The sequence below is a fragment of the Brucella daejeonensis genome (assembly GCF_014199265.1).
Lineage (GTDB): Bacteria > Pseudomonadota > Alphaproteobacteria > Rhizobiales > Rhizobiaceae > Brucella > Brucella daejeonensis.
Genome location: NZ_JACIJG010000011.1, coordinates 149,117 through 173,436, shown reverse-complemented (window position 1 = coordinate 173,436; position 24,320 = coordinate 149,117). Strand labels below are relative to the sequence as shown.

Below are 24,320 nucleotides of genomic sequence, written 5' to 3'. Positions count from 1 at the left end.
GTCATGTGATACCTTCACGCCCCGTGCCGCCAAGGCGTCCTTCAGCCCGTGCAGCGTCAGGTGTGACGTCCGATTGATCTGCTCCACGATGAACGCCCGGTGCGGCTCCAGAACACGCTTGCGGTGGCCGCCCATCTTGGCCGGCGCGACAGAACCTGTTGCCCGGTAGCGCTGAGACCACTTCACGACAGACGAAACCGAAACCCCATAACGGGCTGCGACCGACCGGCAGCTTTCACCGGCTTCGATCGCATCCACAACACGCTTGCGAAGATCATTGGAAAGAGGTCGGGTCATCAGATGCTGGCCTCCTATCCAGCCAGCATCTTGAATCACAAAACAGGCCTCAACGGAATCCCTTTCGATTCAGTCAAAGGCGGAAACGCTCTAGGAAAGAAAAGGCCGGGAAACCCCGGCCTTTCGTTATTTCAGCGTCAGAGCCTGAATCAAAAACCGACAGGTGTGTGCGAAATTGCCATTTGCAGCCACACATGGCGGATTTTTGAACAGGCCCTCAGGCGAGAACCGGATAATCCGTATACCCCTTGGCGCCGCCGCCATACATATTCTGCTGATCGAGTTCGTTCAGCTGCGCATTCTCTTTCAGGCGACGCACCAGATCGGGATTGGCAATGAACGGCTTGCCGAAAGCGACGACATCCGCACGCCCGCTTTCGACTTCTTCTTCAGCCAGCGCGCGGTCATACCCATTATTGACCATCCATGCCGCCTTGCCGCCTGCATCGCGATAAACCTGCTTGAAACGCGCATAATCGAAAGGCTGCGGACCCTGCTGGAAATCACGCGGACCACCGGTAGCGCCTTCAATGACGTGAACATAGGCGAGGCCGTAACCGGCAAGCTTCCCGACCACATAATCGAACAGCGGCTGCGGATCGGGATCGGAAGAATCATTGGCCGGCGTAACCGGCGAAAGACGGATGCCCACCTTACCCGGTGCAACGGCCTTGGTGATCGCATCGACCACTTCGAACAGGAAACGCGCACGGTTTTCGATGGAGCCGCCATATTCGTCGGTGCGATGATTGCTGCCCGAGCGCAGGAACTGGTCGATCAGATAGCCATTGGCGGCATGAATTTCGACGCCGTCGAAACCGGCAACTTCAATCGCGTCCCTGGCGGCCTTGGCATAGATGGCGACGATTTCGGCGATCTCGCTCTTTTCCAGCGCACGCGGCTCGGAAGTCGGCGCGAATTCGCCCGTGCCATCCGAATGCACCAGATAGGTCTTCGACTTTGCCGTAATGGCCGAAGGGGCAACCGGCTTGCCGCCATCTGGCTGCAAAGTGGTGTGCGAGATACGGCCTACATGCCACATCTGGACGACGATCTTGCCGCCTGCACCGTGAACGGCATCGGTCACGCGCTTCCAGCCGGCAAGCTGTTCATCGGAGTAAAGGCCCGGCACATCGGCATAGCCCTGCCCCTGATGGCTGATCGGCGTTGCCTCGGTGATGATGAGACCAGCACTTGCGCGCTGTTCATAATAGGTGACGTTGAGGTCGTTTGGCACAGCGCGCGGTGAGCGGTTACGCGTGAGCGGTGCCATAACGATACGGTTGGCAAGCTTGAGATCGCCGACTGTGGCTGGATCGAACAATGTGGCCATGGATACATTCCTTCAAATGGGAAAGATTGGGCAAATGGGAAAGATTGGGCAAGTTGGATTAGAGATCGGACAGTGATTTGAGCAAGGCGGCAATCGCCTGCTCATCCCGCCTGTAGAACGTCCATTGGCCGACACGGTGGGGCGTGATCAGCCCCGCTTTCGTCAACACGGACAAATGGGCAGAGACGGTGGACTGGGAAAGACCGCACCGCTCGAACTGGCCGGCGCACACACCCATCTCCAGAGGCATGTGCTGGGCCGAGAAATGCTTCCCCGGCTCTTTGAGCCAGCTTAAAATGTCGAGACGAACCGGATTGGCGAGCGCCTTGAGTATCTCGTCCAACGGTATAGACTGCTGTTCGGACATCGCGGTCACCTCGCTGATCCTGCTCCATATCGTCATTTCACGATATACATATCGCTTATTGCCGATTTAAAAAGGGCAAGCTCGTTCACATCGCCGTGAGCGAGAAAATCGACGCCTTTCTTGTGGAACATCGATCTCGTCTTGATTGCGCCGAACGGGCATCCGACTATGTTCGCTGCAAATATCTGGATTGGAATGAATATGGCGGACGACAACAAGCGCATTGCCGGGATCATCGCGGCGGAAATCAATGCGAAGACAGAACAGGCGCTGGCCGCCATCGGCTTGCTCGACGAAGGCTCGACGGTGCCTTTCGTGGCGCGCTATCGCAAGGAAGTGACCGGCGGGCTGGACGATACGCAATTGCGCATACTTTCCGAACGTCTTGCCTACCTGCGCGAACTGGAAGCGCGGCGCGCCTCCATTCTGGAATCGGTGCGCGGTCAGGGAAAGCTCACGCCGGAACTCGAACTGAAAATTGCAGGCGTTGCCACCAAGGCCGAACTGGAAGATCTTTATCTCCCCTACAAGCCAAAGCGGCGCACCCGTGCCGAGATTGCCCGCGAGCGCGGTCTGGGGCCGTTGGCCGAAGCGATTCTCGCCAATCGCAGCCTCGTACCCGCCGAGATCGCCACGCAATACATCAGTGCCGATGTGGCCGATGTGAAAGCGGCACTCGACGGCGCGCGCGACATCATTGCCGAAGGTTTTGCGGAAAACGCCGAACTCCTTGGCAATCTGCGCAATTATCTGAAAGAAAAGGCCGTTCTGCGCTCACGCGTGATCGAAGGCAAGGAAGCGGCTGGCGCAAAATTCTCAGATTATTTCGACCACTCCGAGCGCTGGGCGGCAGTTGCTGGCCACCGTGCATTGGCCATGCTGCGCGGGCGCAATGAGGACTTTTTGTCGCTCGACATCGAAATTGACACTGACGACACGTCACCCGTCAAGCCGGTCGAGCGCAAAATCGCTGCGGCCTATATTATCGGCGCAACGCTGCCCGGCGATCGCTGGCTGATGGAAGTCGCAGGCTGGGCATGGCGCGTGAAACTTTCGTTGTCGCTCTCGCTCGACCTGATGCGCGACTTGCGCGAACGCGCCGAGGAAGAAGCGATCAATGTCTTTGCCCGCAATCTGAAAGATCTGCTTCTGGCCGCACCCGCAGGCTCTCGCGCCACGATGGGGCTTGATCCGGGTATCCGCACCGGCGTCAAGGTTGCGGTGGTGGATGGCACAGGCAAGCTGCTCGACACCACGACTGTCTATCCCTTCCCGCCGAAAAACGATGTGCGCGGCACGCAGGCAGAGCTTGCAAGCTTTGTGCGCAAACACAAGATCGAACTGATCGCCATTGGCAACGGTACGGGAAGTCGTGAAACCGAACGGCTCGTCGTGGACATGCTCTCCGACATGCCCGCGCCAAAGCCGCTCAAAGTCATCGTGTCGGAAGCGGGCGCTTCGGTCTATTCGGCCTCGGAAACCGCCGCCACCGAATTCCCGCAACTGGACGTATCGCTGCGCGGTGCCGTTTCGATTGCCCGCCGCCTGCAGGATCCGCTGGCCGAACTGGTCAAGATCGAGCCGAAATCCATCGGTGTCGGGCAATATCAGCACGATGTCGATCAGGTGCGGCTTGCCCGTGCGCTCGATGCCGTGGTGGAAGACGCGGTGAACGCCGTTGGCGTCGATCTCAACACGGCATCCGCCTCGCTGCTGGCGCGTGTATCGGGTCTGGGCGCATCGCTGGCCGAAGCCATTGTCGCGCATCGCGATGCGGCTGGCGCTTTCAAGAACCGCAAGGAACTGTTGAAAGTCGCCCGCCTCGGCAATCGCACTTTCGAGCAATGCGCGGGCTTTTTGCGCATTGCCAACGGCACCGAACCGCTTGATGCCTCTTCCGTTCACCCGGAAGCCTATGGCGTGGCGAAAAAGATCGTCGCCGCCTGCGGGCGCGATGTGCGCAGCCTGATGGGCGATAGCGCGGCTCTCAAGGCGCTTGATCCACGTGTTTTTGTCGATGAGCGTTTTGGTCTTCCGACCGTGCGCGACATTATCGCCGAACTCGACAAGCCGGGCCGGGACCCGCGACCGGGTTTCAAGACCGCGACCTTTGCCGATGGCATTGACGACATCAAGGACCTGAAGCCCGGCATGATGCTGGAAGGCACCGTCACGAATGTCGCCGCCTTCGGCGCTTTCGTGGATATCGGCGTGCATCAGGACGGGCTGGTTCATGTCTCACAGCTTGCCGACCGCTTTGTCAAAGACCCGCATGAGGTGGTCAAGGCTGGCGATGTGGTGAAAGTGCGCGTGACGGAAGTGGATGTGCCGCGCAAACGCATCGGCCTCACAATGCGCAAGGACGCCAGCGAAGCCCCTGCCCCGCGCGGTTCCGCCCCCCGCGATCAGCGACAAGCTCAGAATGGGGCAAAAAACTTCACGTCGCAACGCAAACCGGAACAGCCCTCGACCGGAGGTTTCGGCGCCGCGCTGCTGGAGGCGATGAAGAAGAAATAGCTAAATCTTGTTGCCGATCGGAAAGCCGGTGGGAGTCTTTCTCACCGGCATGTCATCGGTCGGAATGATCCAGCCATCGCGAATGGCGACCCGCACTTCGTCACCTTCTTGCAGTTGCACCGGATCGCGCAGCTCGAAATGCAGGTGAATATCCGGCTTGGCGATTGATACGGCTTCAATCCGCGAACCGCCGCCGCGATAGACGGAGCGCATCACGCGCACCGGAATGCCGCCGGTTTCGGTCAGTTGCAAATCTTCTGCCCGAACGCAGAGTTTTGCATTTGCGCGCGGCATCTCAACGCCGGAACAGCGCACCGGCGCACGACTGCCCAGCACCAGTGCTTCGCAAGCCCCACGTTCAGCAAAAGACAAAATCTCGGCAGGCAGAACCATGCCATGCGCGATAAAGGACGCGACCATTTCGCTGGCCGGTTCTTCATAGAGCTTGCGCGGCGTATCGAACTGCTGAAGCTTGCCGTGATCAAGCACTGCAATACGGTCGGCCAGCGCCATGGCTTCTGCCTGATCGTGGGTGATGTAGATGATCGTCGTGCCGGTGCGCTTGTGAAAGGCTGCAAACTCGTCTTCCATCGAGGCGCGCAGATGCACGTCAAGATTGGCGAGCGGTTCATCGAACAGCACCAGCGAGGGCGCGGCAACCAGACAGCGCGCAAGCGCCACGCGCTGACGCTGCCCGCCGGACAGATTGGCCGGACGGCGGTCACCGAACCCTTCCAGATCGACCAGCGTCAATGCGTCGCGTACACGCGCTTCGCGCTCGGCCTTTGCGACCTTGGCCACGCGCAAGCTATAGCCGACATTTTCCGCCACCGTCATATGCGGCCAGAGCGCATAATTCTGGAAGACGATGCCGACATGGCGCTTTTCCGGCGGCACATGCCCCTTTGCATGAGAAACAAGCGCATCGCCAATATGGACTTCGCCGCCGTCAATATCCTCGAAACCCGCAATCATACGCAAAAGCGTGGTCTTGCCACAGCCGGAAGGTCCCAGAATCGCAACGAATTCGCCGTCCTTCACGTCCAGCGACACGTCAGACAGCGCCTGAAAGCCGTTGAACGTCTTGGAAACCCGGTCGATTTTCAGTCGCGCCATGGCAGCACCCCGCTTGGAAGACGCCGCGCAAACAGATTTGTCGCAAGCATCAGCATGAAAGTCACAGCAACCGCCAGAATGGATATGGCCGCCGCATAGGCGGAATCACCGCCCTGTTCAAAAGAAAACATCACCACGCCCAGCGTTTCCGAGCCCGACGCCCAGAGCAGCGCCGAAACGGTCAGCTCGCAAAATGCGGTCATGAAAATGAGCACGCCGCCCGCAAGCGTCGCCGGGGCGACAAGGGGAAATATAATGGTCCGCAGCCGATAGAAAAGCCCTGCGCCTGCAATCTGCGCCGCTTCCTCCATGGCACGGTCGATCTGGTGCAGACCGGCGACGGTTGGCCTCAGCGCCAGCACGAAGAAACGCGCCAGATAGGCAAACAGGATGATCCACAACGTGTTGTAGAGGCTGACGCCCAGCACCGGCAGCGGTTTCAGGAACATCAGCAGGCAGGCAATGGCCAGCACCACGCCCGGAAGCGCATAGGGCAGTTCGGCTGCGAAATTGAGGATCGGCGTCCAGCGCCGTTTGCGCCATGCCAGCATATAGGCAAGAGGCACGGCGATCAGCACCGCAAAGAAAGCGGCAATAAGTGACAGCACTATGCTGTTGCCGAAGGCGCGAGCCGCACCGCCATGTTCAATGAGCACGAAACGGAAATTTTCAAACGTAGCGGTCTTCAGTGTCAGCGGCACGCCATAGGCGGGCACGAGCGCGGAAAGAGTCAGCCCGATGAGCGGCAAAAACAGCACGATCACAATGAGCAGCCATGCCCCCGCTTCCGCCACCGGACGTAAGCCGCCAAGCACGAAGGGTGCGGCAGGCAGCGAGGTCGAGACAATGCGAAAGTCACGTCGGCGCGACGCGTAATCCTGTGCCGCAATACCGGCAACAGCAATCAGACCGATCAGGACGGACAGGACGGCGACACTCGACAGCATGGCGGGGCCACCGCCCGCAAGGCGCTGATAAATCAGCGTCGGCAGCACCAGATAATTGGACGGAATACCGAGGAAAGCGGGAATACCGAAATTACCGACGCAGGAAACGAAGGCCAGCGCCGCAGCGCCGATGATCGACGGCGTCATCAGCGGCAGGATGATCGTGCGCAGCACGGTCCATTTACTGGCCCCGGCGCTCAAGGCGGCCTCCACCAGTTCGCGCGGCAGCTTGCGCAATCCCGCCCGCACAATCAGGAAAACCAGCGGCCCATATTGCACGCCGAGAAGCAGAATGATGCCCCAGACCGAATAGAGCGGATTACGGCTACCGAGCGGCGGGGCCATGCCGATGAGTTTGAGAAACTGGCTCGACGGCCCGAACAATTGCAGCCAGGCCAGCGCCGTCACCTGCGGCGCGATCAGAAGCGGCGTCACATAGAACAGCACAAAAACATTGCGCCCGCGCATGTCCGTGAGACCGACGAGCAGTGCCGCGGCAATGCCGAAGACCAGCGCCAGCAGCGTCCCGCCTATGCCGATTTGCAAGGAATGCCATGTGGCGATCCATGTGGAACGGCTGGTCAGTGTTTCGGAAAGAACCGATGTCGAGAACTGCCCCTGAGGCACAACAAGCTCGACGAACAGGCGCAGCATCGGCAGAAGCGAAAGGACCGCGACGATCAGGGTTACACCAACGATCAGGGCCGCGTCACGGCCCTGAAAATCTCGAAACATGCGCATCAGGATATATTATCCGCCGAACAGTTCGGAAAACTGCTTCTTGTCGGCATCAGTCTGACCGAGAACCTTCTGGGTGTCGATGGACATGATGTTGACCTTGACGCCTTCAGGCAGCCAGGCCGGACGGCCCACGCCTTCCTTGGCGGGCAGATAGCCCTGTTCCAGCGCCAGCTTCTGGCCGTCGTCGGAAAGGATGAAATCCACGAATTTCTTCGCGCCTTCGACATTCTTGGCGGTCGCCATGATGGCGACAGGCTCGGTCACGGCGGGCACGCCTTCCGATGGGAAGACGAATTCGACCGGCGATCCCTTGGCCTTGGCATTGAGCGCCATGAAATCGACGAGAATGCCGTAAGGCTTCTCACCGCTGGCAACGGACTTCAGCACGGCGCCGTTGCCCTTCACGCTCGCCAGTTCGTTGGCCTTGAGATTCTTGAAATAATCCCAGCCGATGTCCTTGTTGAGCGCAAAACCGCTGAGCAGATAGGCGGCGGCGCCGGAATAGAGCGGGCTCGGCATGACGACCTGGCCCTTGTAATCGGCCTTGGCGAGATCGGCCCAGTGCTGCGGTTTCTGCGACGCACCGGTATTATAGGCAATACCGGTGGTGATCAGCTTGGAACCGAAATAGGTCTTGTCGGCATCGTAGGCGTCGGCGGAAAAACCGTCGACCTTGGCTTCCGGATAGGCAAGCAGTCGCTTGTCCTTCTTCAAGCCTTCCATCGTCACCGCATCGGCGATGAGAAGAACGTCCGGCTGTGGCGCGCCAGCCGAAAACTCGGCGGCAAGCTTGGTGAGGAGCTCGCTTGTTCCCGAACGGAAAATCTGCACATCCGTATCCGGGTTTGCCTTGCGGAAGGCTTCCACGGTCTTTGCCGCATCGGCTTCCGGCTGCGACGTATAAAGCGTCAGCGTATCGGCCTGCGCGACGGCAATGGAAAGAGCGAGAAGCGCAGGTACGACAACCGCCCGCTTCAGCATCTTGTTCATGGGGTTTGCTCCTCGAATTTCGGTGTAATGTTCGCCAGCATGGCCGGCAATGCCAGCACAATCCCGCCGCGTGCGAACTGATAGCGCACAGACGGTATCATGGCGATAGGCACGATCATTTCCATTCATGGCGGACCTGTCAAATATCCTGCAATCTGAAGCCGAAAAGCGGAAAGCCTCCCGGCGGCGCTACGTCCATCGGAAGGCTTTCAAGACATCGAACGATTTACCGGCCAGCCATCCGCATCTCCCGGCGAGGGAGGACGCGGTTGGCATTAGAGGAATTGCACTGCGGTTTTATGACAGATGCAGCAGCCCGGCAATAACAATGGAAAATCAGATAACGATTTCGCCAACATGGGCAATCTGCGCGCCCGCCTCGTAATAGGCTTCGCGAATCCCACGGAAATTCTGCGCCTTCGGATCGCTGACCGGCAGCGGAAGATCATCCTCGGTTATTTCGCCTGAAACGAGTTGCGCAAGATGCTTGCCGAACACCGTACCGGGTGCGATTCCGCGTCCGTTATAGCCGGAAAAGCCGACCACATTGCGCGCAAGGCGGTGGAACTTCGGCAGGTTGTCATTGGTCATGCCGATCTTGCCATACCATTCGGCTTCGAATTCGACATTGTCGATCTGGGGGCCGATCTGGGGGAAAAGACGCTTGAGCGACTTCTTCGCCCATGCCCTGTGCACGCTTGCGCCCGTATTGCGCAACGCACCGACGCTACCGAACACAAGACGGCCCTGCTGGTCGAAGCGGAAAGACGACAGGACTTCCTTCGTATCCCATACGCCCTGACGTTCCGGCAGAATGCTCTTCCTCAGATTGTCGGACAGAGGCCTGGTCGCCATGTTGAAATAAGGCAGGTGCACCAGTTCGGCGCGCACTTCCGCCCATGGCGTATTCGTGTAGGCATTTGTCGCGACCACGACCCAATCCGCCGTCACCGAACCGGATGCGGTCCTGACGACCCATTTGCCGTTGTTTTCTTCCGCACCCGTCACCGGGCTTGCCGTGAATATTCTCGCGCCCGCAGCAACGGCCGCACCAGCCAGCCCGCGCACATAGGCAAGCGGTTGGATCGTGCCCGCGCGCAGGTCGAGAAGCGACCCCGCATAGGCTTTCGTGCCGACCTTGGCCTCGGTCTCCCTCGCGTCGAGCAGCTTCACATCTGCGCCACGGCGAGCCCACTGCTCGTAACGGTCTTCAAGTTCCTTGAAACCCTTTGCGCCGACAGCACAATGCAGCGTCCCTTGCTTTTCGACCTCGCAGGCGATCTTGTGTTTTTCGATGATCTCGAAAACAAGCTTGGGCGCATTGCCGAGCACGTCCAGCAGACGATCGCCATATTTCTGGCCGAGTACACCGGGAAGATCGTCCGGCATGACCCACATGCCCGCATTGACCAGACCGACATTGCGGCCGGATCCGCCATAGCCGATCTCCACGCCTTCCAGCACCACGGCGTTGACGCCCTTTTCAGCCAGATGCAGGGCGGTGGAGAGGCCGGTGAAGCCCCCACCCACAATCACGACATCCGCAGTCAGATCGCCTTTCAGCGAAATCGTCTTCGGTGCGGCTGGAGCGGTCTTTTCCCAAAGACCATGCGAGCGGGGATCGTTCAACATCGGATGCAACCATTTCATATCGTGGAAAACGGGCTATCTGCCCGACTATCTCTATTTCACGCTACGGAAGCTCCGGCGACAGCGATATTTACGCAACAATTCATTCCGGTTTGGAATGAACCAGCGACGAATAGTCTGTATTTCCGACCTGACCCGAAATCCACTGGCAGAACACCTGTGTCAGGGGATTTTCGAGCTTCCCTTCCGGCACGACGAGATAATAGTCATTCTCGGTACGCATGGGTTTCTCGAAAAGCAGCACCAGTTCGCCATTCCGCAACTCCTGCTCGATCAGATAGAGCGGCAGGAGCGCGAATCCCAGCCCGGCCAGAGCAGCCCCGATCACCATGGAGAACTGGTCGAAGCGATGTCCCCGATAGGCCGATTGTCCTTCGACGCCACAGCTTTCGAACCATTGCGCCCACATTTTGGGGCGCGTCGCCAGATGCAGGAGCGGTTCATGCTCCAGATCTTCCGGCGCTGCGGGATGGCGCGCTTTCAGCAGGTTGGGGCTTGCTACGGGAACGATCACCTCGCTGCACAGGAATGTGCAGGTCGCGTGCGCCCAGACCGGCTGGCCATAGTGGATGGCGAGGTCGAAAGGCTGTTCCTCGAAATCGAACACGCCGGAGCGCGACGCGACATTGATGGCAATACCCGGATGCTTTTCAATAAAATCAGGAATACGGGGCATCAGCCAGCGCGTACCGAAGGTGGGCAGGGTCGCAACACTGAAGGAAGACGTGGATTGCGCCGACGCCATGGCGCGCAGCATCGTGTCCTCGGTCTGGTTGAGGAGACGCCGCACTTCCGGCAGAAACTTGCGCCCTGCATCGGAGAGAAGAATGCGCTGGCGGATACGTTCGAAAAGCAGGACGCCAAGCTGGCTTTCAAGATCCTTGATCTGGCGGCTTACCGCGCTTTGCGTAAGGTTCAGTTCATTTGCAGCCTGTGTAAAACTGCCATGGCGCGCGGCGCATTCGAAGGCTTGCAGCGTGGTGATGTCCGGGATCAGTCTCCTGCTCAGCTTCATTCCATTCTCGCATTAACATAGTTGCTTTCGTCGCGATCATAACCGCAAAACGGCTGATATGATACATTTTCATCATAATCCAGGCATGTCTGCCCCCAAGAGGACATGCCTTGCCCGAAGATGCCCCTTTCGACGGAAATTTCGCAATGAAAGACCAGAAGTTCGTCTCGCCGGATGCTATCCGCTCCGCTTTTTCGGCTGCGATGTCGGCCATGTACAAGGAAGAAGTGCCTGCCTATGGCACGCTGATGGAACTGGTTGCCGACGTGAACGCCAGGGTACTCCGCGAGGACCCCCATCTGCACGAAAGGCTGGCCGAAACAGATTCGCTCGAACGCATTTCCGAAGAACGCCACGGCGCGATTCGGCTTGGCACCGCCGCCGAGCTTTCCATGATGCGCCGCGTATTCGCCGTGATGGGCATGTTCCCGGTCGGCTATTACGACCTGAGCGCCGCAGCCGTGCCGGTTCATTCCACCGCCTTCCGCCCGGTAGACGATGCCGCCCTGAAGCGCAATCCGTTTCGCGTCTTCACCTCGCTGCTTCGTCTCGATCTGATTGCCGATGAGAAGCTGCGCGCAGAAGCCGAAGAGGTTCTGTCGAAGCGTCAGATTTTCACGACCGGCGCAATAGCATTGGTCGAGAAAGCGGAAGCCGAAGGCGGTCTTGGCGCGGAAGACGCCAAGATCTTTGTTGATGAAGTGCTGGAAACCTTCCGCTGGCATGACCGCGCCAATGTCAGCGCCGATCTCTACCATCGCCTGCATGATGCGCATCGCCTGATCGCCGATGTCGTCTCCTTCAAGGGACCGCATATCAACCACCTGACGCCGCGCACGCTCGATATCGACGCCGTACAGGATCAGATGCCGGAACGCGGCATCAATCCGAAGGCGGTCGTCGAAGGCCCGCCGACGCGCAACTGCCCGATCCTCCTGCGCCAGACCTCGTTCAAAGCGCTGGAAGAGGCGGTTTCATTCATCGACGCAGATGGAACGTGGACGCCGGGTTCGCATACCGCCCGGTTCGGCGAGATCGAACAACGCGGCATTGCGCTGACGCCAAAAGGCCGCGCACTTTATGACAGGCTTCTGAGCGACGCGCGCGCCATTGTGCGTCCCGCCCCGGACGGCTCCAACGCGGCGGCTTACATGAAGGCGCTGGACGACGCTTTCGGCGCTTTCCCTGATACTTGGGCAGCTATTCGTGAAGAGGGCCTCGGCTACTTCGCATGTTCGGTCAAGGATGCGGCAACACTTGCAGGCTTCAGCGCGGGCACCGATATTGAGGTTCTGGTGGAAGCCGGCGCGGTTCAGTTCGATCCGATCACTTATGAAGACTTCCTGCCGGTCAGCGCCGCCGGTATATTCCAGTCCAATCTGGGTGACGACAACACACAGGAATTCGTCGAAAGCCCTAACCAGAAGCGTTTCGAGGAGGATCTGGGTGCGAAGGTGCTCAATGAATTCGAGCATTATGCCCGCCTCGAACACGAATCCATCGAAGCCGTACTGGCCGGTCTGAGCGGCCTTCAGGCCGCCGAATAAACTATTGATACAGAGAGGAAAGCCATGAACACCGCTGTTAGAAAGATCGACGTAAAGAAGGAAGCCTCGGAGCTGCTTTCCAGGCTCGGCGTTGACGCAAGCGCCTATACGGGCGGCGACCTCGCTGGTTTCAGCCCGGTCTCCGGCGAGCAGATCGCCGCGATCAAGACCCACAGCAAGGCGGACGCCGAAAAGATCATCGCAAAGGCCGACGAGGCTTTCCGCGCATGGCGTACCGTCCCGGCTCCCAAGCGCGGTGAACTGATCCGCCTGCTCGGTGAAGAACTGCGCGCTTCCAAGGAAGATCTGGGTCGTCTCGTTTCGCTCGAAGCGGGTAAGATCCCGTCGGAAGGTCTTGGCGAAGTGCAGGAAATGATCGACATCTGCGATTTCGCGGTCGGTCTCTCGCGTCAGCTTTACGGCCTCACCATCGCCACCGAACGCGCAGGCCATCGCATGATGGAAACCTGGCATCCGCTGGGCGTTGTCGGCGTGATTTCGGCCTTCAACTTCCCCGTCGCCGTCTGGTCGTGGAATACCGCTTTGGCAATCGTCTGCGGCAACGCGGTCGTATGGAAACCGTCCGAAAAGACGCTTCTCACCGCGCTTGCCTGCGATGCGATCTTCAAGCGCGCGCTCAAGCGTTTCGGCGATGCGCCGGAAGGCGTTTCACAGCTTCTGCTCGGCAATCGTGAAATCGGCGAAGTTCTCGTCGACAGCCCGAAGGTGCCGCTTGTTTCCGCTACCGGCTCCACCCGCATGGGTCGCGAAGTGGGCCCGCGCCTAGCCAAGCGTTTTGCCCGCTCGATCCTTGAACTGGGCGGCAACAATGCCGGTATCGTCTGCCCGTCCGCCGATCTCGACATGGCGCTGCGCGCCATCGCATTCGGCGCCATGGGCACGGCTGGCCAGCGCTGCACCACACTGCGCCGCCTGTTCGTGCATGAAAGCGTCTACGATGCGCTCGTTCCGCGCCTCCAGAAGGCCTATGCCAGCGTTTCCATCGGCTCGCCGCTCGAAACCAGCGCCCTGGTCGGCCCGCTGATCGACAAGGCTGCCTTCGACAACATGCAGAAGGCGCTCAAGGAAGCGGCCACGCACGGCGGCAAGGTGCAGGGAGGCGAACGCGTCGATACCGGCTATGAAAACGCCTATTATGTGCGCCCGGCCATCATTGAAATGCCGAAACAGGAAGGCCCGGTTCTGGAAGAGACCTTCGCGCCAATCCTTTACGTGATGAAATATTCCGACTTCGACGACGTGCTGGTACAGCATAATGCAGTCGGCGCAGGCCTGTCGTCCTCTATCTTCACGCTCGATCTTCAGGAAGCCGAACGTTTCCTCTCGGTCGAGGGTTCGGATTGCGGCATCGCCAATGTCAATATCGGCACGTCGGGTGCCGAAATCGGCGGCGCGTTCGGCGGCGAGAAGGAAACCGGCGGCGGTCGCGAATCCGGTTCGGATGCATGGAAGGGTTACATGCGCCGCGCAACCAACACGGTCAACTATTCGAAGGCTCTGCCGCTCGCTCAGGGCGTGTCCTTCGACATCGACTGATCGCTCAAAAGCCCTCAAGAAAAACCCCGCTTCAAGCGGGGTTTTTTATTGCCACGTCTGCCGTTAACCCATGCGCTCCGATGCGAACGAGTTAGGACTCGCCGGGAAGACGACCGTGCGATTGCCGTTAAGGAACGAGCGGTGGTGGATATGCGCATGGACGGCGCGCGCCAGAACCTGCGCTTCCACATCGCGCCCGATGGACACGTAATCGGCGGCGCTTTGCGCATGGGTGATACGCGCCACATCCTGTTCGACGATCGGGCCTTCGTCGAGATCGGCGGTGACGTAATGCGCCGTCGCGCCAATCAGCTTCACGCCGCGCTCATAGGCCTGCTTGTAAGGGTTCGCCCCCTTGAAGGACGGCAGGAAGGAGTGGTGAATATTGATGATGCGGCCCGACATCTTCCTGCAAAGCTCGTCGGAGAGCACCTGCATGTAGCGCGCCAGCACGACCAGTTCCGTGCCGGTATCTTCCACGATATCCATGAGACGGCGCTCGGCTTCCGGCTTGTTGGCCTTGGTGACGGCGATGTGGTGGAAGGGAATGTCGTGATTCACCACCACTTTCTGATAGTCGAAATGGTTCGACACCACGCCGACGATGTCGATCGGCAGCGCGCCGATCTTCCAGCGATAAAGAAGATCGTTCAGGCAATGACCAAAGCGCGACACCATCAGAAGGGTCTTGGTGCGATGTGCACTGTCGTGGAAATCGAAATCCATCTCGAACGGCGCGGCCACCGGCGCAAAGCCTTCGCGCAGCACGTCGAGCGCTACCCCTTCCTCCGAAATGAAGCTGACGCGCATGAAGAACCGACCGGTATCCAGATCGTCGAACTGGGCACTGTCGATGATGTTGCAACCCTTGCCCGCAAGATAACCCGATATGGCGGCAACAATGCCGCGGGTGGATTTGCAGGTGACGGTCAGGACAAAATTATGCATCAAACTTCCTCGAATTATGATGGCGCGGGCAAGCATGTCATTGCGAAGCTAATTCACAATACGCGTCCAGCCATGCCAGAATGCGGTATGCACTGACGGGATTGCGCTATCAAGAGGAAGCTGCGAAGTTTCAAAGATGCGGATTGCGATCCCGGTAACGGCTTACCAGGCCGCGATTCACATCCGCAGAACCGGGCATGTTGGCGCTCAGATAGATCGGCGCATCGCCCTCGCCCGCCAACCGGGCCGATACATCGGCAAAAACGGCATTGAGAATCGTGACACCGAGAGCCGTCGACACCGGACCGACCTTGAGTTCTGTCCCTTCGATGCCCAGCACGGCGTCACCGGCGGGCGCGTCGTTGTCCAGCACCACATCGGCCAGCGCGTGAAGCTGCGTACGTCCATTGGCGATGGCGTTGGAATAGGCAACCGATGTAACCGCTATAACCGTCGCTCCCTTTTCCCGCGCATAACGCGCCGCTTCGACCGGCGCGGCATTGACGCCGGAATTGGACACGACGATCAGCACATCGCCTTCGCGAATGCCATAGCGGTCGAGGATCGGCAGCACCGCCCCCTCGATCCGCTCGAAATGCGAACTTGCCGCAGCCCCGTCCTGCAACATGATCGCCCCGCACAGGATCGGCACGGTGATGGCAAGGCCACCCGCGCGATAATGCAATTCCTCGGCCATCATGTGCGAATGACCGGTCCCGAACACATAGACGCGGCGGTCAGCCCTGGCTGCGGCGGTGATAAGGTCGGCAGCTTTCGCCATCGGATCGGCCAGCCGGTCCCGGAGCCCAGAAAGCCGGGCGATCAGGTCATTGAAATAACGGTCCGTAATCTCGCTCATCGCCCGCTCCTTCAACCCGCGTCCTGCTTTTCGCCCGAAAGCCACGTGGCTTTGGCGAACAATCCATCGTCGAGATGCACCGCATCCATCCGCAAGCCCGGCCGGAACAGGCCGCGATCGGCAAGCCGGAGATAGCGCGCCGGATAAAGGCTTGCCATTCGCAGCGCCTCGGCGAGTGTCAGTTCCAGTTCAGCGACGCCGAAACGCACCGCCGACGCCATGTCCAGGTCGGACCCGGCAATGGTACCATCGGCCAGCACCAGCTTGGAGCAGATACCGCCCGGCACACGCCGCACCGAACGCCCGTTGATCTCGAAGCTCTCGGAATTGGAACCGACCAGCGCCATGGCGTCCGTGACGAAGAACAGATGCGCGTCACCGCGCTTGGCCCGCAGCGCAAGCCGCAGCGCCATTGGATCGACATGGTGACCATCGGCAACGATGCCGCACCAGATATCGGGATGATCCAGTGCAGCACCTGCAAGGCCCGGTGCTCGATGACCGATCTGGCTCATGGCATTATAAAGATGCGTGACGCTGCGCGCGCCCGCATCGAAGCGTTGGAAGGCTTCTTCCGCCGTCGTGTCGCTATGCCCGATGCTGACGATCACCCCGGCATCGCTTAAGCGCCGCACTTGTTCCGGGGTGACCTGCTCGGCGGCGAGCGTCACGAGAAGCGTGCCGATCTGCCCGGCGGTGCGGATATAAAGCGCAATATCGGCGTCATCGACCGGGCGCATCAATTCGGCCAGATGCGCGCCCTTGCGGGCCGGGGCCAGATGCGGTCCTTCGAGGTGCAGCCCCGCCACGCCCTTGTCAGCCCTGACCGCCTCGATGGCCGCTTCGATGGCGCGGTCACGCACGGGCATCGCATCGGTAATAAGTGTCGGCAGAAGGCTCGTGGTTCCGTATTTGCGGTGCCCACCGGCAATCACGAACATGGTTTCGGGTGTCGGCTCGTCATTGAGCATTTGCCCGCCGCCGCCATTCACCTGAGCATCGATGAAGCCGGGCGCAAGCACGCCGCCCTTCAGCCGTTCGATTTCATGGCCTTCGCCCAGCGAGGCCTCCGGTACGATGGCCTCGATCTTGCCGTCACCGAACACCAGCGCGCTTTGATCGTGAAAACGCTCGCCATCGAAAATCCGCGCACCCGCAATTGCCGTTTTCCTTGTCATATCGTCACCGTGACCTTGTTGAGATTGCGCGGCTTGTCGGGGTCGAAGCCCTTGCGGCGCGTGACCGCTTCAATGACGCGGTAATAGTTGATGAGCGAAACCAGCGGATCGAGATGCGCATTCCCCGTGCTCGCCGATGGCAGGCGGAAACCCGGCGTTTCGGCATCGGACAGGGTGACAATGCTCGCTCCAAAGGAATGAAGACGTTTCAGCGCCTGCATATTCGTGTCGAAAGCTTCGTCGCGCGGGAGGAAGGAGACGATGGGGAAACCCTCCTCCACCAGACGCATCGGACCATGCATCAGTTCGGCAAGCGAAAAGGCTTCAGCGTGGATATTGGCGGTTTCCTTGGCCTTGAGCGCTGCTTCCAGCGCAATGGCGTAGGCCGTGCCGCGACCACCCGTATAAAGCGAACGGGCGTTGAACAGGAGATTTTCAACCGCTTCTCGACCTTCGGGCCTTGTTGCTGCCAGCGCTTCCGGCAAACGCGCCAGACCGGCGCGCAGGCTCGCATCCTCACTGGCCGACGCTACCACGCCTGAAAGGGCCGTGACCGCCGCTATGAAGGATTTGGTCGCAGCGACGCTTTTTTCTTCGCCCGCATTGAGCGCAAGCACGATATCGGCGCCCCTGGCGAGCGGGCTATCGATGACATTGACGACGGCAACCGTGGTTGCGCCGCCCTTTTTGGCCGCATCCTGTACCGCGACAATATCCGGGCTTGCACCCGATTGCGACACGGTAAAGTGCATTCCGTTCGTCAGCTTCAGTCTGGAGCCGTAGACCGATGCCACCGAAGGACCGATGGAAGCCACCGGAACGCCCAGCGTGATTTCGGCGAGATATTTGAAGAAGGTCGCGGCATGGTCGGACGAACCGCGTGCGGCAGTGGTTATGACCGCAGGCTCGTTCTTCCGGAAGACGCGGGCAATCTCCGCAAGGGTCCCTGCCTCCTTCTCGAGAAGTTCAGCGACGACGGCAGGCGACTGTTCGGTTTCCTGCAGCATCAGGGAGGAAGGGCTGCTCATATCATTCTCCAATTTTCAGTTCGGCAACGAAGTCATAGGTATCGGCGCGATAGTGCGAGCGGGTATATTCGACGATCCTGTCATCCTCGAGATGGGAAACGCGCTCGATCAGCAGCGCAGGCGCGTCGCGATGCACGCCGAGCAGACGGGCGACGCCAGGATCGAGCGTGACGGCGGTCAGACGCTGCAAGGCGCGTACAGGCTTGTGCCCGCGCCGCGTCAGCGCGCCATAAAGAGAATTTTCCGCGACGCGATCCGCATCGAGGAAATGGCGCGGCACCACGGCGCGCTCGAAAGCCATCGGCACACCGTCGGCCAGACGCAAACGGTCGAGGCGCAAAATCGGCGTATCCACCCCAACGCCCAGCCGGAACGCTTCGTCCGGCGAAGGCTTGTCCGCCTTGTTGACTATAACACGTGCGCCCGGTTCCTTGCCGCGCGAAATCATGTCCTCGGAAAAGGAAGTCAGCCGCCATAGATGCTGGCTGATGCGTGCCGGGCGCTCGGCGACAAAGGTGCCGCTACCGCGTCGCGCTTCCACAAAGCCTTGCGTGAGAAGTTCCTTATAGGCATTGCGCACCGTGATGCGACCGATACCCAACTGTTCGGCAAGGTCGCGCTCGGGCGGCAGGCCCATGGCAGGCGCAAGCTGCCCTTCACTGATCATCTCCCCCAGAATGCGGGCAAGATTGCGATATAGCGGACCCGCAAGCTGCGGATCGTGCAACCCCCGCTCCTCTATCGTTGTGATCAATGTGGTTCTATTCATGCTTGGTATAATAGAACCTATATAGAACCAATGGCAAGTGACGTTTTCATGAAAAAGGCCCACGCGAGGCGGGCCTTTTCCGGTCAGTGCGGCTGCGGCGCCGGATGCGCTTCCGCAGGCGGTTCGTCGCCGCCATGTTCCGGCTCCTTGATCCGAAACCACGCGACGTAGAGCGCCGGCAGGAACAGAAGCGTGATTGCCGTACCGGCAATGATGCCGCCCATCATTGCGTAGGCCATCGGCCCCCAGAACACTTCGCGTGCGATCGGGATCAGCGCCAGACTTGCCGCGGCGGCTGTCAGTGCGATCGGGCGCATTCTGTGCTGGCTCGCCTTCATCACGGCATCCCAGGGGTGCAGCCCCTCGATGATGTCCTCCTCGACCTGAACGATCAGGATGACCGAGTTACGGATCAAGATGCCGATCAGCGCCAGCACGCCGAGGATCGCAACGAAACCGAGCGGCTTGCCGCTTGGCAGCAGAGCCGCCACGACGCCGATCAGACCAAGGGGCGCAACCGCCACCACGAGGAACAGGCGCTGGAAGCTTTGCAACTGGATCATCAGCACCGTGGCCATGACGAACAGCATCAACGGCACCACGGCTGCAATCGGTCCCTGGCTCTTGCCGCTTTCCTCGACCGTGCCTGCGGTCTGGATATAATATCCAGACGGAAGCTTGTCGGCGAAAGCCTTGATCGCAGGCGCGAGATCCTTGACGATGGTATCCGGCATCGTCTTGTCGATGATACCCGCAGCAACCGTGATCGTCGGGATGCGCGAGCGACGGTAGATGACCGGCTGTTCCAGTTCGTAACGGAAGTTGGCAATTGCCGCCAGCGGCACGGAAGTGCCGTTGCCTGTCGCGATTTGCAGGCTTTGCAGCGTATCGATGGAATCGCGCTCACGCTTTTGCGCGCGGGCAATGACATCGATCAGATAGATCGAATCCCGCACCTGCGTGATCGTGATCCCGCCGACGACACCGTTGAGGGTCGTTGCAATATCCTTCGAGGAAATGCCGAGCTTGCGCGCCTTGTCCTGCATCACATCGACACGGATGACACGCCCCGGCTCGTTCCAGTTATAGTTGATCACGCCAAGCCGCTTGTCCGCGCTCAGGATTCCTGCGAAGTCCTGCGTTATGCCGCGCAGCTTCTGGATATCCGGCCCGGAAATGCGATACTGTACCGGACGGCCGACCGGCGGTCCCAGTTCCAGATATTTCACATAGACATCCGTGCCGACATAGTCCTTGCGCAGAACCTCGTTGAACCTGGCCCTCAGCCTGTCACGCGCCTCAAGATCTTTCGCGACCACCACCATCTGCCCGAAATATGGATTAGCCGGTTGAACATCGTAGGAAAGGATAAAACGGATCGCGCCCTGCCCGATATAGGTGCTCCAATGGTCGATGTCGGGATTGCCCTTGAGCATCGTTTCTTCGAACTTTTCCATCTGCGCCCTTGTGTCGGTGATGGAACTGTTCTGCGGCAAGGTCCAGTCGAGCACCAGTTCGGGGCGGTCGGATTCGGGGAAGAACTGCCGTTCGATAAGACCTACGCCGACTATGGATACGGCGAAAAGCGCAATCGTCGTAATGATCGTGATCCATTTGTGCCGCATGGCCGCAAGCAGGGTTCGCGAGAACATATCGAACAGGCGGCTATGCTTTTCCTCATGCGCCTTCATCTTTTTCGGCAGGAAGGTCACCCCCAGCAAAGGCGCGAAGAGAACCGCCACGATCCACGATACAAGCAGCGAGACGGCAATCACCACGAACAGCGTGAACGTGTATTCGCCAGCCTGACTGCTGTTGAGTCCGATCGGGATGAACCCGGCAATGGTGACAAGCGTGCCGGTCAGCATGGGAAAGGCCGTATGCGAATAGACATAGGTCGCGGCCTTGTTGATCGGATCGCCATGTTCCAGCCGCGCCACCATCATTTCCACCGCGATCATCGCATCATCGACCAGAAGGCCAAGTGCAATGATGAGCGCGCCCAGCGACACGCGTTGCAGCGAAATATCCATCAGCGACATGGCCAGGAAGGTTATCGCCAGCACGAGCGGAATCGACAGCGAAACGACGAAGCCCGCACGCATACCGAGGCTCACAAAGCTCACCGCCAGAACGATGACAACCGCCTCGAACAGCGCTTCGGTGAAGCCGGAAACGGCTTCGGTGACCACCTGCGGCTGGTCGGCGACCTTGAAGACCTTGACCCCGACCGGAAGTTCGGCGGTAACATGCTCCATCATCGCGTCGAGCGCCTTGCCGAATTCCAGCAGGTTGCCATTGGGTTTCATGCCGATCCCCAACCCGATGGCGTCCTGGCCGTTCACGCGGAAAATCGACGTTGGCGGGTCCACATAGCCGCGTGTGATCGTCGCCACGTCCGAAAGGCGAAAGAAGCGGTCATTGACACGAAGATTGACGGCGCGCAGATCCGCTTCCGAAGTGAACTGCCCGCTGACACGCACGCTGATGCGCTCCGGCCCGGCCTCGACCACACCAGACGGAGTGATGGCGTTCTGGTCCTGCAAGGCTTTCATGATCGCCTGCTCGTCAAGACCGAGCGCCGCGACCCGTCGCGTGGAGAATTCGAGATAGATCGCTTCATCCTGCGCGCCGATCAGTTCCACCTTGCCGGCATTCGGCAAGGTCAGGATTTTCGACCGCGTGCTCTCGGCGTAGTCGCGCAACTGTCGCATCGACAGCCCATCCGATGTGAACGCATAGACATTCCCGTAAACATCGCCGAACTGATCGTTGAAATAAGGCCCCAGAACGCCTTGCGGCAGCGTGTTCTGGATATCGTTGAGGAAGTGACGCACCTCGGTCCAGGATTTCTTGACCTTTTCGGCCCGCGTCGTGTCCTTCAGGAATACGAACACGACCGACTTGCCCGCCGTGGTGATACTGCGGGTGTAGTCGAGCGTATCCAGTTCCTCCAGCTTCTTTTCCAGCCGGTCCGTAACCTGATTGAGCGTTTCCTCCACGGATGCGCCGGGCCAGTTGGCCTGCACCACCATGGTCTTGACCGTGAACTCCGGGTCTTCCTCACGACCGAGGTCGAGATAGGAAATCAGGCCGGCCACCAGAAAGACGAGCATGAAATACCAGACCAGGGACCGGTGATTCAGCGCCCAGTCAGACAGATTGAATCCCTTCTTCACAGGCCAGTTCCTTTCTCGTTCAGGCGGACTTTCTGCCCTTCTTTCAACTCATGCACACCGGCGATGGCGACATAACTGCCGATATCGACGCCACCGGCAACGAAACTGTTGCCGCGCCTGTCGGTCACCTGCACATCATGAAGGGAAACTGTCTGTTTTTGAGGATCGATGATCCAGATACTCGTCCGGCCGTTCTCATCTAGAAGCGCCTGGATCGGCAGGGTCACGACTTTCTGTTCGGGCAGGACCATGGCAGCCCGGATCGTCGCACCGAGGCGAAAGGCTTCTGGCGGATTATCGAGCGAAATCCGCACCCGGCGCGTTCGCGTCTGCGCGTCGGCCTGGGGCGCAACTTCACGCACGGTCCCCTTGCCGGCCACGTCGGGATCGGCCTGTAGCTGGACATTGAATGGCGTGCCGGGATCGAAATACTGCGTCATGCTGTCGGGAATATCGACGACGGCCTCACGAATATCGGGCCGTGCAACGGTCATCACCGTCTGCCCGGCGGCGACCACCTGCCCTACTTCGACATCGGTGGCGGAAACCACGCCGTCGAAATCAGGACGCAGCACGGCATAGCTGCGCTGGTCCTGCGCTTTTCTCAGACCGGCTTGCGCCTTTTGCAATTCTGCCTGAGCGCTGTCGTTCGCCTGTTTTGCAGAGTCGTAATCCGCCTGCGAAACATTATTGCCCTTGAGGAGAATGCGCTGGCGCTCTTCACTTGCCGAGGCATTGGCATATTGCGCCTCCGCGCTTGCAAGATCGGCCCTTGCCGACTGGACGGCAAGATCGAGATTGGACGGGTCGAGCATCGCGACCATCTGGTCTTTGCCAACCAGATCGCCCACCTGAACGGGGCGGTCGACGACGCGTCCGAGGACACGGAACGCGAGATCGGTCGAATAACGCGGCTCGATTGTCCCGGCAAAGCCCGTCTGCGTGACCGGCTTCGGCTCGACAACCGTGTAGAGCACCGACCGAACGGTTTCGGCTTCAGCCTGCTGCTCGTCTTTCTTGCCGCAAGCGCCGAGCGCAACGACTGCACCGAGCACGACGACACACCCGAGTGAGCGGATCGCGGGAAACTGAACGATTGACCTCATTGCGCCACGGCTCCTTCCGGTGCTTGCACGATCTCCGCCGGTTCGCCGGAGCGCAACATCTGCGCGCCCCTGGTCACGATCAGCTCGCCGTCCTGAATGCCGCCCTCGATGATCAGGCGTTCCTTTTCGTAAGAAAGGACCTTGACCGGAACCAGCGTCGCCACGGGATTGTCCCTGGCGACCCGCCAGACAGCGGTACGGCCTCCATCGGAAGTCATGGCGCTCCACGGCAGGATGACGACCTGTCGGCTCTCCATGTGAACCGTGCCGGTAACGGTCGCGCCCAGAGCCATCAGGGGCGGCGTCTCCGCGATGCCGACCTTCACCCGCACGGTTCCCGTCTGCGCATCGACGACGGGCGATATTTCACGAATCCTGCCTTGCGCAGTCACCGAACCGTCGGACAGAAGCGCTATCGTGACCGCCATCCCGATGCTGGCATGGTTGACCAGCGTTTCCTGCACGTCGAAAACGGCATCGCGCGGCCCGTCTTCGGCAATCGAGAATGCTGTTTGCGCAGCCTGGACCACCTGCCCCGTCTCAACGCTGCGCGCAGTCACAACGCCTGAAACCGGCGCTGACAGCTCCGTATAGGAAAGCTGGTCGCGCGCATCGTTGAGCTGGCTTTCGGCACTGGCCAGAGCGCTCTCGGCGGTTTGAAGATTCTGATTGGCCAGATCGTAAGTGCTGCGCGTCGTGAACCCCTGCGCCAACAATGCCTTCTGGCGCAAGAAATTTGCCTTGGCCTGAACAAGCTGCGCCTGCGCGGCATCCTTCGACGCCTGCGCCACACGCAGATTGGCCTGCTGCTCGACATTGTCGATCCGGGCAAGGATTTGCCCTTTCGGGACATGCTGGCCAACATCCACGAGGCGCTCCACGACCTGTCCGTTCAGGCGAAACGACACATTGATCAACGACCGCGCTGCAACCGCCCCGGAAAGCGTCAGTTGGGGCTGGTAATCGCTCACCACAGCACGAGTGACCGCCACCGGCACGATATTCAGGGAATCCGCATGACCCGAACTGGCGGTCATGCAGGGGAACAATATTGCAGCGCTTGCAAATAATGCGCCGGAACGCAGACAAATCGCCATTTTCAGCCACATCTGACGACTTTTGGAAAAGACTCTCAAGCCGTGGTTAATTGCCATTACCGCCATCTATACGATTCTC

20 protein-coding genes are annotated in these 24,320 nt (G+C 59.7%); 3 read left to right on the top strand and 17 right to left on the bottom strand.

Going from position 1 to position 24,320, the window contains the following annotated elements; all coding sequences use genetic code 11:
* The 3 genes from FHS76_RS15255 to FHS76_RS15245 form a co-directional block, all read right to left on the bottom strand.
* The coding region (locus tag FHS76_RS15255; RefSeq protein ID WP_328700501.1) for a helix-turn-helix domain-containing protein at nt 1-315 on the bottom strand (315 nt) is incomplete at its 3' end.
* A 199-nt stretch (nt 316-514) separates the two neighbouring features.
* Nucleotides 515-1,630: an alkene reductase gene (locus tag FHS76_RS15250; RefSeq protein WP_183654414.1), complete on the bottom strand. Its 1,116-nt coding sequence runs from the start codon at nt 1,628-1,630 to the stop codon at nt 515-517.
* Nucleotides 1,631-1,688: 58 nt separating this feature from the next.
* Nucleotides 1,689-1,997 carry an ArsR/SmtB family transcription factor gene (locus tag FHS76_RS15245; protein ID WP_183654411.1) on the bottom strand — a complete coding sequence of 103 codons (309 nt, stop codon included), beginning with the start codon at nt 1,995-1,997 and terminating at the stop codon, nt 1,689-1,691.
* Between the two features lie 201 nt (nt 1,998-2,198).
* Here FHS76_RS15245 and FHS76_RS15240 point away from each other — a divergent pair, with 201 nt between their 5' ends.
* Entirely contained in the window at nt 2,199-4,514 is a 2,316-nt protein-coding gene (locus FHS76_RS15240; protein WP_183654409.1) for a Tex family protein, read from the top strand.
* Here FHS76_RS15240 and FHS76_RS15235 read toward each other — a convergent pair whose 3' ends face one another.
* From FHS76_RS15235 to FHS76_RS15215, 6 genes are all read right to left on the bottom strand, one after another.
* Nucleotides 4,515-5,630, bottom strand: coding sequence for an ABC transporter ATP-binding protein (locus tag FHS76_RS15235; protein WP_183654407.1), 1,116 nt, complete (start codon nt 5,628-5,630; stop codon nt 4,515-4,517).
* The gene (locus tag FHS76_RS15230; RefSeq protein ID WP_183654405.1) at nt 5,618-7,318 is read right to left on the bottom strand and encodes an ABC transporter permease; all 1,701 of its coding nucleotides are present in this window, start codon (nt 7,316-7,318) and stop codon (nt 5,618-5,620) included. Before FHS76_RS15230 ends, FHS76_RS15235 begins: the two co-directional genes overlap by 13 nt.
* 9 nt (nt 7,319-7,327) lie before the next feature.
* Nucleotides 7,328-8,308 (bottom strand): ABC transporter substrate-binding protein, encoded by a 981-nt coding sequence (locus FHS76_RS15225; protein ID WP_183654403.1) that lies wholly within the window; start codon nt 8,306-8,308, stop codon nt 7,328-7,330.
* Nucleotides 8,305-8,433 carry a hypothetical protein gene (locus FHS76_RS22730; protein ID WP_268902718.1) on the bottom strand — a complete coding sequence of 43 codons (129 nt, stop codon included), beginning with the start codon at nt 8,431-8,433 and terminating at the stop codon, nt 8,305-8,307. The genes FHS76_RS15225 and FHS76_RS22730 overlap by 4 nt, the downstream gene beginning before the upstream one ends.
* A gap of 211 nt (nt 8,434-8,644) precedes the next feature.
* Entirely contained in the window at nt 8,645-9,940 is a 1,296-nt protein-coding gene (locus FHS76_RS15220; RefSeq protein WP_183654401.1) for an NAD(P)/FAD-dependent oxidoreductase, read from the bottom strand.
* Nucleotides 9,941-10,040: 100 nt separating this feature from the next.
* Entirely contained in the window at nt 10,041-10,973 is a 933-nt protein-coding gene (locus FHS76_RS15215) for a LysR family transcriptional regulator (RefSeq protein WP_183654399.1), read from the bottom strand.
* 146 nt (nt 10,974-11,119) lie between these two features.
* On the opposite strand from FHS76_RS15215, the gene hglS reads away from it, so the two are divergent.
* Nucleotides 11,120-12,520, top strand: coding sequence for a 2-oxoadipate dioxygenase/decarboxylase HglS (gene hglS / locus FHS76_RS15210; protein ID WP_183654398.1), 1,401 nt, complete (start codon nt 11,120-11,122; stop codon nt 12,518-12,520).
* A 24-nt stretch (nt 12,521-12,544) separates the two neighbouring features.
* Nucleotides 12,545-14,077 (top strand): L-piperidine-6-carboxylate dehydrogenase, encoded by a 1,533-nt coding sequence (gene amaB / locus FHS76_RS15205; protein WP_183654395.1) that lies wholly within the window; start codon nt 12,545-12,547, stop codon nt 14,075-14,077.
* A 63-nt stretch (nt 14,078-14,140) separates the two neighbouring features.
* Here the strand turns inward: amaB and purU are convergent, their stop codons facing one another.
* The 8 genes from purU to FHS76_RS15165 form a co-directional block, all read right to left on the bottom strand.
* Complete coding sequence (purU, locus tag FHS76_RS15200; protein WP_183654392.1) at nt 14,141-15,025, bottom strand: formyltetrahydrofolate deformylase; 885 nt, start codon at nt 15,023-15,025, stop codon at nt 14,141-14,143.
* 130 nt (nt 15,026-15,155) lie between these two features.
* Nucleotides 15,156-15,884, bottom strand: a complete 729-nt coding sequence (locus FHS76_RS15195) for an SIS domain-containing protein (protein ID WP_183654389.1) — start codon at nt 15,882-15,884, stop codon at nt 15,156-15,158.
* An 11-nt stretch (nt 15,885-15,895) separates the two neighbouring features.
* Entirely contained in the window at nt 15,896-17,062 is a 1,167-nt protein-coding gene (gene nagA / locus FHS76_RS15190) for an N-acetylglucosamine-6-phosphate deacetylase (RefSeq protein WP_183654386.1), read from the bottom strand.
* Nucleotides 17,059-18,090, bottom strand: a complete 1,032-nt coding sequence (locus tag FHS76_RS15185) for an SIS domain-containing protein (RefSeq protein ID WP_183654383.1) — start codon at nt 18,088-18,090, stop codon at nt 17,059-17,061. The genes nagA and FHS76_RS15185 overlap by 4 nt, the downstream gene beginning before the upstream one ends.
* A gap of 1 nt (nt 18,091) precedes the next feature.
* Complete coding sequence (locus FHS76_RS15180; RefSeq protein ID WP_183654380.1) at nt 18,092-18,859, bottom strand: GntR family transcriptional regulator; 768 nt, start codon at nt 18,857-18,859, stop codon at nt 18,092-18,094.
* Between the two features lie 83 nt (nt 18,860-18,942).
* Entirely contained in the window at nt 18,943-22,038 is a 3,096-nt protein-coding gene (locus tag FHS76_RS15175; protein ID WP_183654377.1) for an efflux RND transporter permease subunit, read from the bottom strand.
* Nucleotides 22,035-23,144 (bottom strand): efflux RND transporter periplasmic adaptor subunit, encoded by a 1,110-nt coding sequence (locus tag FHS76_RS15170; protein ID WP_183654374.1) that lies wholly within the window; start codon nt 23,142-23,144, stop codon nt 22,035-22,037. Before FHS76_RS15170 ends, FHS76_RS15175 begins: the two co-directional genes overlap by 4 nt.
* Entirely contained in the window at nt 23,141-24,181 is a 1,041-nt protein-coding gene (locus tag FHS76_RS15165; RefSeq protein WP_374828641.1) for an efflux RND transporter periplasmic adaptor subunit, read from the bottom strand. The genes FHS76_RS15170 and FHS76_RS15165 overlap by 4 nt, the downstream gene beginning before the upstream one ends.
* Nucleotides 24,182-24,320: the final 139 nt, after the last annotated feature.

What these genes read in the sequence shown, in the direction of transcription:
- FHS76_RS15250 (WP_183654414.1), bottom strand. Translation starts at nt 1,630, where the DNA reads ATGGCCACATTGTTCGATCCAGCCACAGTCGGCGATCTCAAGCTTGCC.
- FHS76_RS15245 (WP_183654411.1), bottom strand. Translation starts at nt 1,997, where the DNA reads ATGTCCGAACAGCAGTCTATACCGTTGGACGAGATACTCAAGGCGCTC.
- FHS76_RS15240 (WP_183654409.1), top strand. Translation starts at nt 2,199, where the DNA reads ATGGCGGACGACAACAAGCGCATTGCCGGGATCATCGCGGCGGAAATC.
- FHS76_RS15235 (WP_183654407.1), bottom strand. Translation starts at nt 5,630, where the DNA reads ATGGCGCGACTGAAAATCGACCGGGTTTCCAAGACGTTCAACGGCTTT.
- FHS76_RS15230 (WP_183654405.1), bottom strand. Translation starts at nt 7,318, where the DNA reads ATGCGCATGTTTCGAGATTTTCAGGGCCGTGACGCGGCCCTGATCGTT.
- FHS76_RS15225 (WP_183654403.1), bottom strand. Translation starts at nt 8,308, where the DNA reads ATGAACAAGATGCTGAAGCGGGCGGTTGTCGTACCTGCGCTTCTCGCT.
- FHS76_RS22730 (WP_268902718.1), bottom strand. Translation starts at nt 8,433, where the DNA reads ATGGAAATGATCGTGCCTATCGCCATGATACCGTCTGTGCGCTATCAG.
- FHS76_RS15220 (WP_183654401.1), bottom strand. Translation starts at nt 9,940, where the DNA reads ATGTTGAACGATCCCCGCTCGCATGGTCTTTGGGAAAAGACCGCTCCA.
- FHS76_RS15215 (WP_183654399.1), bottom strand. Translation starts at nt 10,973, where the DNA reads ATGAAGCTGAGCAGGAGACTGATCCCGGACATCACCACGCTGCAAGCC.
- hglS (WP_183654398.1), top strand. Translation starts at nt 11,120, where the DNA reads ATGAAAGACCAGAAGTTCGTCTCGCCGGATGCTATCCGCTCCGCTTTT.
- amaB (WP_183654395.1), top strand. Translation starts at nt 12,545, where the DNA reads ATGAACACCGCTGTTAGAAAGATCGACGTAAAGAAGGAAGCCTCGGAG.
- purU (WP_183654392.1), bottom strand. Translation starts at nt 15,025, where the DNA reads ATGCATAATTTTGTCCTGACCGTCACCTGCAAATCCACCCGCGGCATT.
- FHS76_RS15195 (WP_183654389.1), bottom strand. Translation starts at nt 15,884, where the DNA reads ATGAGCGAGATTACGGACCGTTATTTCAATGACCTGATCGCCCGGCTT.
- nagA (WP_183654386.1), bottom strand. Translation starts at nt 17,062, where the DNA reads ATGACAAGGAAAACGGCAATTGCGGGTGCGCGGATTTTCGATGGCGAG.
- FHS76_RS15185 (WP_183654383.1), bottom strand. Translation starts at nt 18,090, where the DNA reads ATGAGCAGCCCTTCCTCCCTGATGCTGCAGGAAACCGAACAGTCGCCT.
- FHS76_RS15180 (WP_183654380.1), bottom strand. Translation starts at nt 18,859, where the DNA reads ATGAATAGAACCACATTGATCACAACGATAGAGGAGCGGGGGTTGCAC.
- FHS76_RS15170 (WP_183654374.1), bottom strand. Translation starts at nt 23,144, where the DNA reads ATGAGGTCAATCGTTCAGTTTCCCGCGATCCGCTCACTCGGGTGTGTC.
- FHS76_RS15165 (WP_374828641.1), bottom strand. Translation starts at nt 24,181, where the DNA reads ATGACCGCCAGTTCGGGTCATGCGGATTCCCTGAATATCGTGCCGGTG.